The organism is Streptomyces macrolidinus (assembly GCF_023887685.1).
GTDB classification, from domain to species: Bacteria; Actinomycetota; Actinomycetes; order Streptomycetales; family Streptomycetaceae; genus Streptomyces; species Streptomyces macrolidinus.
This window is the reverse complement of the sequence record NZ_JAMWMR010000053.1, coordinates 1-15,137: the sequence shown is the minus strand read 5'-3', so window position 1 is coordinate 15,137 and position 15,137 is coordinate 1. Positions and strand designations below refer to the sequence as shown.

At 71.7% G+C, this 15,137-nt stretch carries 16 protein-coding genes and 1 pseudogene; 8 read left to right on the top strand and 9 right to left on the bottom strand.

Annotated elements, in window-relative coordinates:
• Both NGF19_RS29630 and NGF19_RS29625 read left to right on the top strand, forming a co-directional pair.
• Positions 1–277: pseudogene (locus NGF19_RS29630) on the top strand (DEAD/DEAH box helicase); the annotation flags it as partial.
• 118 nt (positions 278–395) lie between these two features.
• Positions 396–1,274: an alpha/beta fold hydrolase gene (locus tag NGF19_RS29625; RefSeq protein ID WP_252428912.1), complete on the top strand. Its 879-nt coding sequence runs from the start codon at positions 396–398 to the stop codon at positions 1,272–1,274.
• On the opposite strand, the gene NGF19_RS29620 is transcribed toward NGF19_RS29625, so the two are convergent.
• The gene (locus NGF19_RS29620; RefSeq protein WP_252428910.1) at positions 1,271–2,164 is read right to left on the bottom strand and encodes an NYN domain-containing protein; all 894 of its coding nucleotides are present in this window, start codon (positions 2,162–2,164) and stop codon (positions 1,271–1,273) included. The genes NGF19_RS29625 and NGF19_RS29620 overlap by 4 nt on opposite strands.
• Before the next feature lie 250 nt (positions 2,165–2,414).
• Here NGF19_RS29620 and NGF19_RS29615 point away from each other — a divergent pair, with 250 nt between their 5' ends.
• Positions 2,415–2,567: a DUF8834 family protein gene (locus tag NGF19_RS29615; protein ID WP_450467628.1), complete on the top strand. Its 153-nt coding sequence runs from the start codon at positions 2,415–2,417 to the stop codon at positions 2,565–2,567.
• Positions 2,568–2,663: 96 nt separating this feature from the next.
• Here the strand turns inward: NGF19_RS29615 and NGF19_RS29610 are convergent, their stop codons facing one another.
• From NGF19_RS29610 to NGF19_RS29595, 4 genes are all read right to left on the bottom strand, one after another.
• Positions 2,664–3,269, bottom strand: a complete 606-nt coding sequence (locus tag NGF19_RS29610; RefSeq protein ID WP_252428908.1) for a MarC family protein — start codon at positions 3,267–3,269, stop codon at positions 2,664–2,666.
• 171 nt (positions 3,270–3,440) lie between these two features.
• A complete protein-coding gene (locus NGF19_RS29605; RefSeq protein WP_252428906.1) occupies positions 3,441–4,307 on the bottom strand; it encodes a PHP domain-containing protein in 867 nt (288 codons plus the stop codon).
• A gap of 162 nt (positions 4,308–4,469) precedes the next feature.
• Positions 4,470–5,111 (bottom strand): DUF6758 family protein, encoded by a 642-nt coding sequence (locus NGF19_RS29600; RefSeq protein ID WP_252428904.1) that lies wholly within the window; start codon positions 5,109–5,111, stop codon positions 4,470–4,472.
• A gap of 184 nt (positions 5,112–5,295) precedes the next feature.
• A complete protein-coding gene (locus NGF19_RS29595; RefSeq protein WP_252428902.1) occupies positions 5,296–5,880 on the bottom strand; it encodes a suppressor of fused domain protein in 585 nt (194 codons plus the stop codon).
• Between the two features lie 448 nt (positions 5,881–6,328).
• On the opposite strand from NGF19_RS29595, the gene NGF19_RS29590 reads away from it, so the two are divergent.
• Positions 6,329–7,453, top strand: coding sequence for a magnesium and cobalt transport protein CorA (locus NGF19_RS29590; protein WP_252428900.1), 1,125 nt, complete (start codon positions 6,329–6,331; stop codon positions 7,451–7,453).
• A gap of 33 nt (positions 7,454–7,486) precedes the next feature.
• Positions 7,487–8,029: a hypothetical protein gene (locus NGF19_RS29585; protein WP_252428898.1), complete on the top strand. Its 543-nt coding sequence runs from the start codon at positions 7,487–7,489 to the stop codon at positions 8,027–8,029.
• A 34-nt stretch (positions 8,030–8,063) separates the two neighbouring features.
• Here NGF19_RS29585 and NGF19_RS29580 read toward each other — a convergent pair whose 3' ends face one another.
• Entirely contained in the window at positions 8,064–8,822 is a 759-nt protein-coding gene (locus NGF19_RS29580; protein ID WP_252428896.1) for a hypothetical protein, read from the bottom strand.
• Between the two features lie 171 nt (positions 8,823–8,993).
• On the opposite strand from NGF19_RS29580, the gene NGF19_RS29575 reads away from it, so the two are divergent.
• The 3 genes from NGF19_RS29575 to NGF19_RS29565 are packed head-to-tail and all read left to right on the top strand — an operon-like array spanning position 8,994 to position 12,009.
• Positions 8,994–10,274 (top strand): magnesium transporter MgtE N-terminal domain-containing protein, encoded by a 1,281-nt coding sequence (locus tag NGF19_RS29575; protein ID WP_252428894.1) that lies wholly within the window; start codon positions 8,994–8,996, stop codon positions 10,272–10,274.
• Complete coding sequence (locus NGF19_RS29570) at positions 10,264–10,833, top strand: DUF1003 domain-containing protein (protein WP_252428891.1); 570 nt, start codon at positions 10,264–10,266, stop codon at positions 10,831–10,833. Before NGF19_RS29575 ends, NGF19_RS29570 begins: the two co-directional genes overlap by 11 nt.
• Before the next feature lie 42 nt (positions 10,834–10,875).
• Positions 10,876–12,009 carry an Mrp/NBP35 family ATP-binding protein gene (locus tag NGF19_RS29565; protein ID WP_252428889.1) on the top strand — a complete coding sequence of 378 codons (1,134 nt, stop codon included), beginning with the start codon at positions 10,876–10,878 and terminating at the stop codon, positions 12,007–12,009.
• An 80-nt stretch (positions 12,010–12,089) separates the two neighbouring features.
• Here the strand turns inward: NGF19_RS29565 and NGF19_RS29560 are convergent, their stop codons facing one another.
• From NGF19_RS29560 to NGF19_RS29550, 3 genes are all read right to left on the bottom strand, one after another.
• Positions 12,090–12,749 (bottom strand): hypothetical protein, encoded by a 660-nt coding sequence (locus tag NGF19_RS29560; protein WP_252428887.1) that lies wholly within the window; start codon positions 12,747–12,749, stop codon positions 12,090–12,092.
• Between the two features lie 231 nt (positions 12,750–12,980).
• Entirely contained in the window at positions 12,981–13,517 is a 537-nt protein-coding gene (locus NGF19_RS29555) for a sec-independent translocase (protein WP_252428885.1), read from the bottom strand.
• 200 nt (positions 13,518–13,717) lie between these two features.
• Positions 13,718–15,137: S1C family serine protease (locus NGF19_RS29550; protein ID WP_252428883.1), on the bottom strand; the 1,420-nt coding region annotated here is incomplete at its 5' end.

Genomic DNA, 15,137 nt, shown 5'->3' with positions numbered 1-15,137 from the left:
CGCCAAGCCCCGCCGCACCCGGAAGACGGCAGCCGCCACCGAGACCCCCGCGGACACCGCAGAGGCCACGGAGGCCAAGCCCCGCCGTCGCACCCGCAAGGCCGCCGAGGCCAAGGTCGAGGCCGTGATCCCCGCGCAGGCGGGCGAGGAGCCCGAGGCCAAGCCGAAGCGCCGTACGCGCAAGGCCGCCGTGGCCGCCGAGCCCGAGGTCGCGGCGTCGGCGGACGAGGCCCCGGCGAAGCCGCGCCGCCGTACGCGCAAGGCCGTGGAGGGCTGACGCGTCAGCGACCCGAAGGCCCGCTCCCACACCACATGGGGGCGGGCCTTCGGCGTTGCGCCGCGAGGTCGCTCAACCCCGCCCTTTCGCCGCCCCGACCGCCCGGTAACCTCGCCCTATGAGCCGTCCCCCGACCTTCGACCCGCCGCCCGGCATCCGGGCCCACCGGCTCGCCACGGCGCGCGGGGAGTTCGCCGTACTGGACGCCGCCGCGGCGACGCCGTACGTCAAGGGGACCGCCCTCCTGCTGCCGGGATTCACCGCGAGCAAGGAGGACTTCATCCTCCTGCAACCGCTGCTCGCGACGGCCGGGTACCGGACCCTCGCGCTCGACGGCCGGGGACAGTACGAGTCCCCCGGCCCCCGGGACGACGAAGCACCGTACGCGCAGGGCGAGTTGGCGCGGGACGTCATCGCGCAGGCCCACGCCGTCAAAGGCCCGGTACATCTTCTCGGGCACTCGCTGGGCGGTCAGATCGCCCGCGCCGCCGTCCTCCTCGACGCCTCCCCGTTCGTCTCCCTCACCCTCATGTCCTCCGGTCCGGCGGCGATCTCCGCCGCCCAGCAGGAGCGCGTCAAGCTGCTGCGCGACGCCCTCACTGTGATGGACATGGCCCAGGTCTGGGACGTCATGCAGGCCATGGAACCGGCCGAGCAGGCCGCCACCGGAGGCCTCGACGAGGGGCTCTCCGACGGGGCGGGCCTGCGTCGGCGCTGGATCGGCACCAGCCCCGCCCAGCTCGTGGCCACGGGGCGGCAGTTGTGCGAGGAGCCCGACCGGGTCGCCGAGCTGGCCGCCACCGGCCTTCCGGTGCACGTCCTGTCCGGGGTCCGCGACGACACCTGGCCCGTCCCGCTCCTGGACGACATGGCGGCCCGGCTGGACGCCCACCGCACCGTCGTCCCGCACGCGGAGCACTCCCCCAACACCGAACAGCCCGCCGTGACGGCCCGCGCCCTCGCCGCCTTCTGGGACACCCTCCCTACAACTCCCTAGTACTGCGCCTGAAGGTGGTCCCAGAACCCGTCCCGCAACGTGCGCCGCAGATCCGCCTGGCCGCGCAGCGAGTACTGCAGCAGCCCCTCCGCCTCCACCAGCAGGTCCTGGTCGACGGAGCCGGGCAGATACGGGTGTCCGGGCAACAGCTCCGCCAGTGACTCCCGGCCCCGCGCGCCCAGCCACTTCGCCGCGATCTGCGCACCCACGAAGCGGACTTCCTCACGCGTGGGGCGAGCCGAGGACGACGCCTCGTACGCCACGGTGCGCCGCGCCACGTACGGCTTGAAGAAGTCGAGTTCGAGGGTGCGCTGGCTGTCGACCTCCCACAGCAGCGGCTCCGCCTGGTTGCGGCCCTCGGGCGCCTCGATGCCCCACAGATGCACCCGCGCGCCGTACCCCTGCGCCGCCTCGACCGCCGAGACCAGGTCCTCGTCGCCGCCGATGAGCGCCGCGTCGCTGATCGCGCGGTGCCGGGCCAGTGACTCCAGGTCGGAGCGGATGAGGGAGTCGACGCCCTTCTGCTGGTTGTTGGCGTTGAGGTTGCCGAGCCGCACCTTCACGTCCGGCAGTTCGGCGATGGACTGCTGCTCCGCCGTGTGGATGCGGCGCCGGGCGCCGTCGTACCAGTACACGCGCAGCAGTCGGCTGTCGGCGAAGACCGTGCGCGCCATGTCGATGAGCGCGTCGATCAGCCCCTCGGCGTCGAGGTCGAAGGCCCGGCGGTCCTCCGTGCCGGCGACGAGCCGGCCCGCGGCTGCGTACAGATATCCGGCGTCGACGAAGATCGCATGCGTCGACGGCGTCTTGGCCACCTCGGCGAGCATGCGCTGGAGCAGCTCGTTCGTACGGTCGATGCGGGCGCCGAGCGCCGCCAGGTCGTCGTTCATATGCCTCCATTGTCCCGGCGGTCACGCTGCGAACACAACCGGCCCCAAACAGTGTCCTGTGCGACACAACGCGCACCATATCGGCTTGATCTCGACCAATGCTTAGGGATTCGAAAATTTTCCTTAGCGTAGGGAATCTTTGCAGGATGCATCTCGTTGTACGAGGAGGACCGGGGCAGAGCCGCCTCGCGCGCCGCACACATCCAGTAGTTCTCCTCAGGAGGATGACCAGACGAAGGGAGAAGCCTCCTTGCGCTTCGAAATCATGCGACTCGATGACGTCGACGGCACGGCCGTGGACAGCACCGTCGTAGACGCCGCCTCCGTCAAGCAGATCGTTCAGCAGGCCGCGGCCATAGGTCAGCGGCTGTGGATCCGCCCGGCCGACACGCCCGCCTCGTAACCGCTCGGCCCTGGGCAGGGCAGAAGACGTCGGAGCCCCGTACGGCAGATGCCGTACGGGGCTCCGTGTGCAGCGGGAGGTGTCGGGACGCCCGCGTCAGCTTCCCTGGACGACCTGGGTGATGCCGTTGATGATCTGCTGCACGGCGATCGCGGAGAGCATCATGCCCGCGAGCCGGGTCACCAGGACCACGCCGCCGTCCTTGATCACACGGATGATCAGCAGCGAGTAACGCATCACCAGCCACAGCACGACATGGATCGCGAGGATCGCCGTCCACACGGACACCTGGGTGCTCACGCTGTCGGCCTTCTGCACGGCGAGGATCACGGACACGATCGCGCCCGGCCCGGCCAGCAGCGGCATCCCGAGGGGCACGAGGGCGACGTTGACGTCCTTGGTCTGCTGCGGCTCATCGGTCTTGCCGGTCAGCAGGTCGAGAGCGATCAGCAGAAGCAGCAGCCCGCCCGCGATCATCAGCGCGGGCACGGAGACATGCAAGTAGTCGAGGATCTGATGGCCGAGCACACCGAACACGGCGATGACACCGAAGGCCACACAGACGGCCTGGAAGGCCATGCGCTTCTGCACCTTGGCCGGACGCCCGGAGGTCAGCGCGAGGAAGATCGGGATGATCCCGGGGGGATCCATGATCACGAAGAGGGTGAGGAACAGGGAACCGAAGACGGCGACGTCGAACATGGGGGCCTTGCGAGAGGTGCGGACAAGCGTGCGGCGGCGGGCAGGCCGCAGCGACGGGGACAGTGATCGCGGCCGAACGGCGCGCGACGGCGAGGCACGTCGGCCAGGGCCGGGTGCCTCGAGAACAGGGGCTCTCGGAGAGCTGCGGAGCTACGGAGAGCTACGAAAGGGTCAGGTGATCCGGCGTCCACCGGCGCCCGGCACCGGGAACGCCCCGGTGGCCCGGCGGATGATCTCTCCGTACACCTCGGGGTCCGTGGTGAACTCCCCGAGGACACAGGTCTTGTGGCTGCCGTGGTAGTCGGACGAGCCCGTGGCGAGCAGACCCAGCTCGCCCGCCAGGCCGCGCAGCCGTGCCCGGGTGGCCGGGTCGTGGTCCATGTGGTCGACCTCGATGCCGTCGAGTCCCGCCGCGGCGAGGTCCGCGAGGGCGGACTCCGGCAGGGTCTCCCCGCGCTTCGGGGCCGCCGGGTGCGCGAGGACGGCGACCCCGCCCGCGGCCTTGACCAGCCGGATCGCCTCGAAGGGATCGCTGTCGTGCTTCTCGACGTAGGCGCGACCGCCGTCGGCCAGCCACTCGGGCGTGAACGCGTCCGAGACGGATCCGACGACCCCGAGGTCGACCAGCGCGGAGGCGATGTGCGGCCGTCCGACCGAGCCGTCGCCCGCGATGCGCGCCACCCGCTCCCAGGTGATCGGCACGCCCAGCTCCCGCAGCTTCGCGATCATCGCGTGGGCCCGCGGCACCCGGTCGTCCCGCACCAGCTCGCGCTCGGCGAGCAGGTCGGGCTCCTCGGGGTCGAAGAGATAGGCCAGCAGATGCACGCCCGCACCGCCGAGCCGGCAGGAGAGTTCGGCGCCAGTGACGAGGGTCAGCCCCTCGGGCAGCGCGGCGATCGCCTCGGCATGGCCGTGCGTGGTGTCGTGGTCGGTGAGCGCGACGACGTCGAGTCCGGCGCCGGCGGCGCGGCGCACCAGCTCGGCCGGGGTGTCCGTACCGTCGGAGGCGGTGGAGTGGGCGTGCAGGTCGATGCGCACGACACGGCCTCCAGCGGGGACGGGACAAATAGGGGACGCTCCAGGATAACGGGGATTTCGCCCCCCTCGTCCGACTCTCTCGTCACACCTGAACTGCGGATACGCCCCCGGCACCCGCTCGCGTACGGCACTGCGCCCGCCGCGGTACGACACCCCGCGCGGTCACGGCTCCAGCAGGCGCGGGGACAGCGCCCCGCAGGGCAGCAGGTCCACCTCGGCGCCCGCGTCACGCAGATCCGTCAGCACCAGTTCGTCGTACATGAGCATCCCCGTCTGCTCCGGCCAGACGACCGCCCACAGCCACATGCCGCGCGCCTCGCCCGCGAAGACCGCGCGGTCGTCGGGGGTGCCCGAGACATGCCAGAGCGGGGTGGGGCGGCCGGCGGCCAGCACCTTCGCCTGGGGTGGCTTCTCGACGTCGAGACACGGGCCGGGGTCCGGGCCGTCGATGCCCGCGTACCGTGCGCCGAGGCCGACGCCCAGCTCCTCGCCGACGAGGACCAGCTCGCCCACGCCGCCCAGCGGCCCGGGACCGGAGCACGCCACGGCGGTGGCCCGGCCTCCGCTGCGGTCGTCGCCCGCGTAGGCCACGCCCGTGAACAGCCAGCCGACCGGCAGGGGCCAGGGCATCCAGACCGGCACCTCGGCGCGGTGCACCACGACACCGAGGGCCTCGACACTGGGCGGGATCACGGGCTGGAGCGGATGCACGGCGCCGTGCGCATCACACTGCCAGGAGTCGGCGAAGAGTCCTGGAGCCCTGACCCGGCCACCGCATCTCGGGCAACTGGGTTCACCCCTCATAGGGCCCCACGGTCCTCCCCGTCCAGCGCCCCGTCAAGGACGATCACCCGTCCGCAGCGCGCCCCGCGGCCGGGGCGGACGGGCCGCGGTCAGCGGGCGGCGCGAGGCGTCGACCGGGGCGAGTGCCCGCACGGCCGCCAACTGACGCCCGCCGACCGCCTCTTGACGAGACGGGTGAGATCGCTCACTCCAGCGGGGCGGACGTACGGGACGGGTCCCGCAGATCCGTCCCGTGCGTCAGCCAGCGCTCCTGAAGGGCCTGCGCGCCGTGCACCCGCTTCCAGGCGGCCTCGTTCGGGGTCATGGGGAGCAGGGGCAGGAACCGTACGGGGTCCAGGGGCGCGTCGAGTTCGAGGTCCTCGACCAGGCCGCCCGGCTCGGCGACCAGGACCGAGGTGAAGGGGGCGCCGGGCCACAGCGGGCCGCCGACGTCGAGCGAGGCGCCGGGGGCCACGACCACGCCTTCGACCTGCGGGGACGCGGCGAGCACGGCGAGCGGCCGGAGCACCTTGTCAGTGTCGGCCAGGCCTCCGCGCACGGAGAGGACCAGCTCGGCGCGCGGACCCTTGACCGGGTCGGCGACCACGGCCGTGGGGTCCGTCATGGGCTGGGCGGACATGCCGAGCGTGGCGTACCGGACGATGTCCCCCTCCTGGAAGCGCAGCACCTCGATGCGGTCCGTGCCCAGGAAGGTGACCGCGGCGCGCGCGTCCGGCTCGCCCAGTGCGGTACGCAGACGGGCCTCGACCACGGGAAGAACATCAGCCATGCGGCGAGCATAGAACTCGTCAGTACCAGGCAAAGCGGCGCCTTGACACTTCTGTCGGCTGATACTCTTGCCCGGTCGTTCGGGGCAGCACGCAGAAGCGTCGCGATCGGGCCCCGACGCCGATGAGACTTCCCCACTGGGGACCGGCCCGAGGAGGTGGGACTGCAATGGACCGAAGTCGACCGTGCAGTACCACCCGTTCTTCCGGCCGCTGACGTAGCTGGTCTGGCTGCCACCTCTCGCATGTGCACGGAAGAGCGAATCGTTCCGTACTGCCTGATCTGACTCAGTAGCGAAACCCGCCACCCCCGTAGCGAACCCCGCCCCTGACGGTGCGGTGCTCCCCGCTTTGTGGACGTGCCAAACATCCGCGTTCCGGACGTCCTCATTCCGGGTAGTTCCACCCGCCCCCGGCGCCTCTCGCTGCCTCGTTGCGAAGGAGCCCGTCATGTCGATGATCCGTGACCTGCGCGCCGCCGTGGTCCGTCCGTCGTCCCGCCCGGTCGTGCCGCGCACGAACGACACCGCGTACACCACCACCCGCAGCCCCGAGACCGCCTCCGCCGTCGTCGACTGCGCCGTCTACCGGGGCGGTGTCCGCGTCGAGACGCGCGAGCCGCTGTCCCCGCAGGAGGCGATGCGCCAGGTGCGGCGCGACGGGGACTTCGTATGGATCGGACTGCATGAGCCGACCGAGGCCGAATTCTCCGGTATCGCCAGCGAGTTCGGGCTGCACCCGCTGGCGGTCGAGGACGCGGTGCAGGCGCACCAGCGGCCGAAGCTGGAGCGGTACGACGACTCGCTGTTCACGGTCTTCAAGACCATCCACTACGTCGACCACGACGAACTGACCGCCAACAGCGAGCTGGTCGAGACCGGCGAGGTCATGTGCTTCACCGGGCGGAACTTCTTCATCACTGTCCGGCACGGCGGCCAGGGCTCGCTGCGGGCGCTGCGGCGCCGTCTCCAGGACGACCCGGAGCTGCTGGCCAAGGGCCCCTCGGCGGTGCTGCACGCGATCGCCGACCATGTGGTCGACGGCTACATCGCGGTGGCGGACGCGGTGCAGGACGACATCGACGAGGTGGAGACGGAGGTGTTCTCGCCGGGCCGCAAGGGGACGCCCCGCGGCACGGACGCCGGTCGTATCTACCAACTCAAGCGCGAGGTACTGGAGTTCAAGCGGGCGGTGGCGCCGCTGCTGCGGCCGATGCAGCTTCTGAGCGAGCGGCCCATGCGGCTGATCGACCCGGACATCCAGAAGTACTTCCGCGATGTCGCCGACCACGTCGCCCGGGTCCACGAGCAGGTGGTGGGCTTCGACGAACTGCTGAACTCGATCCTCCAGGCCAACCTGGCGCAGGCGTCCGTCGCGCAGAACGAGGACATGCGCAAGATCACGGCATGGGCGGCGATCATCGCCGTACCGACGATGGTCTGTGGCGTCTACGGCATGAACTTCAAGCACATGCCGGAGCTGAGGTGGACCTACGGCTACCCGCTGATCCTCGGCATCACGGCGAGCATCTGTCTGGGCATCCACCGCACGCTGAAGCGGAACGGCTGGCTGTGAGAGGGCGCCAGCAGCGCTACTAGGCTGGAGAGCATGACAAGCGAGCTGCTCGACCGGGCCCTCGTCGAGGAGGCCACGAAGAAGTCCGGGCTCATCTGGGTCCAGGGCGCACCGTCGGCCTCCGCCGCGGACGGCCGGGGCGCGCCCGCTCGCGCGCTGTGGCATGTGTGGCACGAGGGCGCGGCGTGCGTGGTGGGCGACGGCCCCGGCGAGCAGCCGCTGCCCGGCCTGGTCGACGGCGGCGCGGCGGTCGTCACGGTCCGCAGCAAGGACAAGGGCGGACGGATCGTCACCTGGCCCGCGACGGTGGTGGAGCTGCGGCCGGACTCGCCCGAGTGGGAGGACACGGTCGCCCAGCTCAAGGGCAAGCGGCTCAACGCCACCGACGGCGAGGAGATGCCGGGGCGGTGGCGGCGGGAGTGCCGGGTGGTGCGCCTCGTCCCCCGGGGCACGACGCTGCCGCTGCCCTCCGACGCCCAGGCCGCGGCCCCGGTCCCGACCCCGGCCACGACGCGCCGCCCGATCCCGGCAGCCCTGCCCCGCCTGCTGCGCCGGGGGCGCAAGCGGCAGCGGTAGCCGTAGCGAGGCGGGCCTGGCGTACGGGCGCCGCTCAGGAACTCGGCAACTGCTGCCCGTAGTCCACCGTCTCGTCCTTCGGCGGCTCCTTCAGCGCGACGTCCTTGCCCCAGTCCGCCAACCGCAGGGTCCCCGCGTTCCCGGCCCGGACCAGGCGCAGTGGGAAGGGGGTTCCGTCCAGGCTGACGTCCAGCGTGCCGCCCGCGCCCTTGTCGCCGGTGATCCGGATGGTGCGGACGCCGTCCTGCTCATGTCTGCCGGCCGTCGCCAGCGTGCCGTGCAGCGTGAGGAGCCCGTCCAGCAGCGCGTCCTTGTCGGTGAAGCCGCTGAAGCGCTGGTAGGCCGGATCCCCCTCCGGGACCTTCACATACTTGCCTTCGAGCTTGTCGGCCGCGGCCTCCGAGCCCTTGCCGTCCGCCTCGTCCCCCTGACTCCAGTACGCGGCATCGGCCTTCAGATAGAGCTGCTCGCCCACCTTCAGCAGGTGGAACGTCCCGTTCTTCGAGCTGACCGACCCGGTGCCGCCGCTGTCCGAGAGACGCATGTCGAGCGTGTACGTGCCGTCCTTGCCGACCACGGTCCCGGCGAGCCGCACCGTCGCCACCGACTTCGCCGCCGCGCGCGTCCTGCTCTGGATCTTGTCCGGCGACAGCTTCCCCACCCCGTTCGTCCCGGCGTCGGGGTCCTCCTCGCTGCTGCATCCCGTCATCCCCGCCCCCGTCACGAGCAGTGCGCACAGGGCACCGGCCCATGCGGCCCGACGGCGGGTACGGCCCTGGGAGATCGCAGTCACAGGTGGGGTTGCCTCTCATGCGGGGGTCCTCGGCGTACGGCAGCGTACCGGTGCCCGCCGGGCCCGCCGGAGCCAGTCCGTCCGCACCACTCACCAGGGCGTACCGCATCGGGACGGGCTAGCCTGAAGCCCATCGGAGCGGACGAAACGGCAGGAACAGGAGGCGCGGGCATGGCGGCAAGCGCCCCTCGCATCTTCGTCTCGCACCTGTCCGGCGTCGCCGTCTTCGACCCCACCGGCGACCAGGTGGGGCGCGTACGCGACCTCGTCGTCATGCTGCGCGTCGGGCGGCGCTCCCCGCGGCTGCTCGGCCTGGTGGTCGAACTGACCACCCGCCGCCGGGTGTTCCTGCCCATGACCCGGGTGACCGGTGTCGAGTCCGGCCAGGTCATCACGACCGGGGTGCTGAACGTCCGCCGCTTCGAGCAGCGGCCCACCGAGCGGCTGGTGTTCGGGGATCTGCTCGACCGGCGCGTCCGGCTGGTCGAGACCGGCGAGGAGGTCACCGTCCTCGACCTCTCCGTGCAGCAGTTGCCGGCCCGCCGGGACTGGGAGGTGGACCGGGTCTTCGTACGCCGGGGCAAGGGCGGAACGTTCCGGCGCAGCAAGGGCGAGACGATCCTGGTGGAGTGGTCCGCCGTCACCGGGTTCTCCCTGGAGGAGCAGGGGCAGGGCGCCGAGAGCCTGCTGGCCACCTTCGAACAGCTCCGGCCCGCCGACCTCGCCAACGTCCTGCACCACCTCTCGGCCAAGCGCCGCGCCGAGGTCGCCGCCGCCCTGGACGACGACCGGCTCGCCGACGTCCTCGAAGAGCTGCCGGAGGACGACCAGATCGAGATCCTCGGCAAGCTCCAGGAGGAGCGCGCCGCCGACGTCCTGGAGGCGATGGACCCGGACGACGCCGCCGACCTGCTCGGCGAGCTGCCGGAGGAGGAGAAGGAGCGGCTGCTGAGCCTGATGAAGCCCGCCGACGCGGCCGACATGCGGCGGCTGATGTCGTACGAGGAGAAGACCGCGGGCGGGCTGATGACCACCGAGCCGATCGTGCTGCGGCCCGACGACACCGTCGCCGACGCGCTCGCCCGGATCCGCAACCCCGACCTGTCCCCCGCGCTCGCCGCCCAGGTGTACGTCTGCCGTCCGCCGGACGAGACACCGACCGGCAAGTACCTGGGGACCGTGCACTTCCAGCGGCTGCTGCGCGACCCTCCGTACACGCTCGTCAGCTCGCTCCTGGACGACGATCTGCAGCCCCTGGCCCCGGACGCGGCGCTGCCCGTGGTGGCCGGGTTCTTCGCCACGTACGACATGGTCGCGGCGCCCGTCGTCGACGAGTCGGGCTCGCTGCTCGGCGCGGTGACCGTGGACGACGTCCTGGACCACATGCTCCCCGACGACTGGCGCGAGACGGAGTTCCATCTGGAGGACGAGGGGGGCGCCGATGGCCTCTGAGCGCGGCAGGTCCCCTTCGGGCGCGACCGCCGCCACCCGCCCCCGGCTCGACCAGCCGCTGCCGCGCCGCGCCCGGCTGCTGCCCGAGTGGGACCCCGAGGCCTTCGGGCGCCTGTCGGAGCAGATCGCGCGCTTCCTGGGGACCGGACGGTTCATCGTCTGGATGACGGTGGTCATCGCCGTGTGGCTGGTGTGGAACGTCGCCGCCCCGCGCCCGCTGCGCTTCGACCCGTACCCGTTCATCTTCCTGACGCTGATGCTGTCCCTGCAGGCCTCCTACGCGGCCCCGCTGATCCTGCTCGCGCAGAACCGCCAGGCCGACCGCGACCGGGTCAACCTCGAACAGGACCGTCGGCAGAACGAGCGGTCGATCGCGGACACCGAGTATCTGACCCGGGAGATCGCCGCGCTGCGCGCGGGCCTCGGCGAGGTCACCACCCGGGACTGGATCCGCTCCGAACTCCAGGACCTGGTCAGAGACCTGGAGGAGCGGCACCGCCCCGAGGGGCCCGTATTCCCGGCGGATCGGGGGCGCGGACGTGACATAGACGACCGCTGACGTCCTTTCCGACGCGACCGCCGGGCGCCGTACCATCTCCCTATGGCTACGGAAGACGCGGTGCGCGAAGCGCTGGCGACGGTGAACGACCCCGAGATCCAGCGACCCATCACCGAACTGGGGATGGTCAAATCGGTGGAGATCGGTGCGGACGGAACGGTCGCGGTCACCGTGTACCTGACGGTCTCCGGCTGCCCCATGCGCGAGACGATCACCCAGCGCGTCACGGAGGCGGTCTCCCGCGTCGAGGGCGTCACCCGGGTCGACGTCGCGCTCGACGTGATGAGCGACGAGCAGCGCCGCGAGCTGGCGACCGCGCTGCGCGGCGGCCAGGCCGAGCGCGAGGTCCCCTTCGCCAAGCCGGGCTCGCTCACGCGCGTGTACGCGGTCGCGTCCGGCAAGGGCGGCGTCGGCAAGTCCTCGGTGACGGTCAACCTGGCGGCGGCCATGGCGGCCGACGGGCTGAAGGTCGGTGTCGTGGACGCCGACATCTACGGCCACAGCGTGCCGCGCATGCTCGGCGCGGACGGCCGTCCCACCCAGGTCGAGAACATGATCATGCCGCCGCAGGCGAACGGCGTGAAGGTCATCTCGATCGGCATGTTCACGCCGGGCAACGCGCCGGTCGTCTGGCGCGGCCCGATGCTGCACCGCGCGCTCCAGCAGTTCCTGGCGGACGTCTTCTGGGGCGACCTCGACGTGCTGCTGCTCGACCTGCCGCCGGGCACGGGCGACATCGCGATCTCGGTGGCCCAGTTGGTCCCGAACGCGGAGATCCTGGTGGTGACCACCCCGCAGCAGGCCGCCGCCGAGGTGGCGGAGCGGGCCGGTTCCATCGCCGTCCAGACCCACCAGAAGATCGTGGGCGTGGTCGAGAACATGTCCGGTCTGCCCTGTCCGCACTGCGGCGAGATGGTGGACGTCTTCGGCACGGGCGGCGGCCAGGCGGTCGCGGACGGTCTGACCCGGACGACGGGCGCGGCGGTCCCGGTCCTCGGCTCCATCCCGATCGACGTCCGGCTGCGCGAGGGCGGCGACGAGGGCAAGCCGGTGGTCCTGACCGACCCGGACTCCCCGGCGGGCTCGGCCCTGCGCTCGATCGCGGGCAAGCTGGGCGGACGTCAGCGGGGCCTGTCGGGCATGTCGCTGGGGCTCACGCCGAAGAACAAGTTCTAGCTGGTACCGGCTTCCGGTACCGGGTTCGGGGGCGCCGTCGTGGACGGTGCCCCCTTCTGCTGCTCGCGGGCGTCGCGGGTCTACGCGGCGTAGGCGCGGATGTCCCTGATCTCGGCGAAGGCGAGCCCGTACGCGCTCATCCCCCTGCCGTACGCGCCCACGTGCACCCCCGCCTCGGTGGACCCGGCGAGCACCCAGCCGAACTCCGACTCGCGGTAGTGGAAGGGCGTCGGGACGCCGTCCACGGGCAGGGAGAGGGTGGACCAGTCGGGTCCTGAGAGATCGTCCGCGAGGGCCCAGGCCGTCTCGGTCTGCTGGTCCACCCAGTCGTCCCGCAGGGTGTGGTCGAGACCGCCCGGCCAGGTGATCGACAGCAGCCCCGCGCCCGCGAGCCAGGCCGCGGAGGAGACCGAGGTGGCCTCCAGGTGCCCCGTACCGTCCGGGCTGCGCCGCACGGGGTGGGCCGCGACCGTCACCACGACCGCGAACCGCTCCTTGTCCTCGGTGGCATCGCCACGGACCGAGGGCGCGTCGCCGTGCCCGATCGAACCGTGTGCCACGGTGCCGTCGGCCGCCGTGGCCACCTGCATCAGCCAGCGCGGCCCCGTGAACGCCTCGTCGAGGCCGTACCACGGGAAGGACGCCTGGAGATAGCCGTCGACCGTGCGCCGGGCGTAGGGGGACGACTGTCCGCCTTCACCGGCCGGGGGCTGCGCGCCCACCCGACTCGTCGTCTCCATGCTCGGACGCCTCCTCGCTCTCGTCGGACCCGAGCGGCCCGCCCCCCACGGGCGTCCTCGCTCCCAATCGGTCCGCGCAACAACTGGGCAGCATAGCCACAGCGCTTCGAAGATCAGGAAAACACCCTGTACGTACGGCCACCTGGACGTGCGCAGGCCCTACGCCGGTTGGCGCAGGGCCTGCTTCATGGCACGGGGGCCGCCCGTCCGGGGACGGTGAGCGCGGACGGCTCAGGTGGCGTCGACGTCGAAGACCGGGCGCTCGTCGGAGCCGGGCTTCTTCGTCAGATCCGCCTTCTTCGTCAGGTCCGTCTCCTTCGTCAGGTCCGCCCTCTTCGTCAGGTCCGCCTTCTTCGTCATGTCGACGGTGCCGCCGGTGGAACCGGACGAAGAGGAGGACGAGGTGGACGAGGAGGTCGAGGAGTCGGAGGTCGAGGAGTCGGACGCGCGGCCGTTGACCGCGTCCGTGAGCTCGGCCATCTCCTTCTTCATGTCGAAGCTGCTGCGGATCTCCTCGAGCCCCAGTTCGTCACCGCCGAGCTGCTTGCGGATGAACGTCTTGGGGTTGAGGTCCTCGAACTCGAAGTCCTTGAATTCGGGGCCGAGTTCGGTACGGATGTCCTGCTTGGCGCTCTCCGAGAAATCCCGGATCTTGCGAATGGTGCGGGTGATGTCCTGGATCACCTTCGGGAGCTTGTCCGGGCCGAACACGAGCACGGCGATGACAACGATCGTGGCCAGCTCGAGCGGTCCTATGTCATTGAACACCTGAAGCTCCTTGCGATGTCCTCGGTCCTCGGCCCTCGGTGGTCGATGCGGGTCTTCCGTGGTCCGGGCCGCATCCACGGTACCCGGCGTTCCCCTGAGACCGATACCGTCCCGGCATTCCCGACCGTGCGGACACGACCGGTTTTCCGGGTTGTTTGCCCAGGGGACGGATTTCGGCCCCTCCCCTCCGCATGGGACGTTCAGCTTCCGTCGGCGGAGCCGAGAGCGAGCGTGATCTTCCGCTGCCCGCCGTCGCGGACGACGGTGAGCCGCAGCCGGTCACCGGGGCGGTGGGCGCGGGTCTTGACGATGAGTTCCTCACCGGAGTGGACCCGCACGCCGTCGACCTCGGTGATGACGTCGCCCGACTTGATCCCGGCCTTCTCGCCGGGGCCGCCCTGGTTGACCGCGGGGCCGCCGTCCGCGCCCTTGGCGCCGACGCGGGCGCCGTCCCCGGTGTAGCTCATGTCGAGCGTGACGCCGATCACGGGGTGGGTGGCCTTGCCGGTGTTGATCAGTTCCTCGGCGACGCGCTTGGCCTGGTTGACGGGGATGGCGAAGCCGAGCCCTATCGACCCGGCCTGCCCGGTCGGGCTGGAGCCGCTGTCGGCCGACCGGATGGCGGAGTTGATGCCGACGACCCGGCCCTTGGCATCGAGCAGAGGGCCACCGGAGTTGCCCGGGTTGATCGGAGCGTCGGTCTGGAGGGCGTCGACGTAGGACACATCGCCGCCGTCGCCCTTCTTGCCGCCGGCCGTGATCGGCCGCTCCTTCGCGCTGATGATCCCGGAGGTGACCGTGCCGGCGAGGTCGAAGGGCGCGCCGATGGCGACCACGGGGTCACCGACCTGGACGTTGTCGGAGTTGCCGAGCGGCATGGGCTTCAGGCCGTGGACACCGCTGACCTTCACGACGGCGAGGTCGTAGCCGGTGTCCCGGCCGACGACGGTGGCCTTGGCGGTCTCGCCGCCGTTGAAGGTCACGGAGATCTCGCCTCCGGACCCGGCGGGCTCGACGACGTGGTTGTTGGTGAGCAGATGACCGCGCTCGTCGAGGACGAAGCCGGTGCCCGTGCCCTCGGCTCCGGCGCCCTTGACATGCAGGGTCACGACGCCTGGCAGCGCGCGGGCGGCGATCCCGGCGACGCTGTCGGGGTCGCGGTCCGGGGCCTCCTGCCCCGCCTGCGGCAACTGAACGTCCCCGGCCCCGCCGTCGCGCTCCAGCGCGGCACCGACGACCCCGCCGATGCCACCGGCCACCAGCGCGATCAGCACGGCCCCGAGCACCAGCACCTTCCTGGCCCGCTTACGCCGCTGCTCCTTGGTCGCGATGGGCGCACCGCTCTGCTGGAGGGGGGCTTGGGACGCCCAAGGGTCGTAGTTCTGCCAGGGGGAGCCGGGCCCGGGGGCGGGCGGTACGTCCGGGGCGGGGACGGGAGCCGCGTCGGGCGTCATGCCCGGGGCGGCCATGCCGGACGCGGCGGGCGGGACCATCGGAGCCGCCGCGGGTACGCCAGGCGCGGGTACGGGCGGGACCGGCGCGCCCTGGGTCGGATACGGCGGGGCGGGCGGGGCCCGCGCCGGGGGTGGCCCCCGGGGGTGGGCGGGGGGGGGGGGGGGG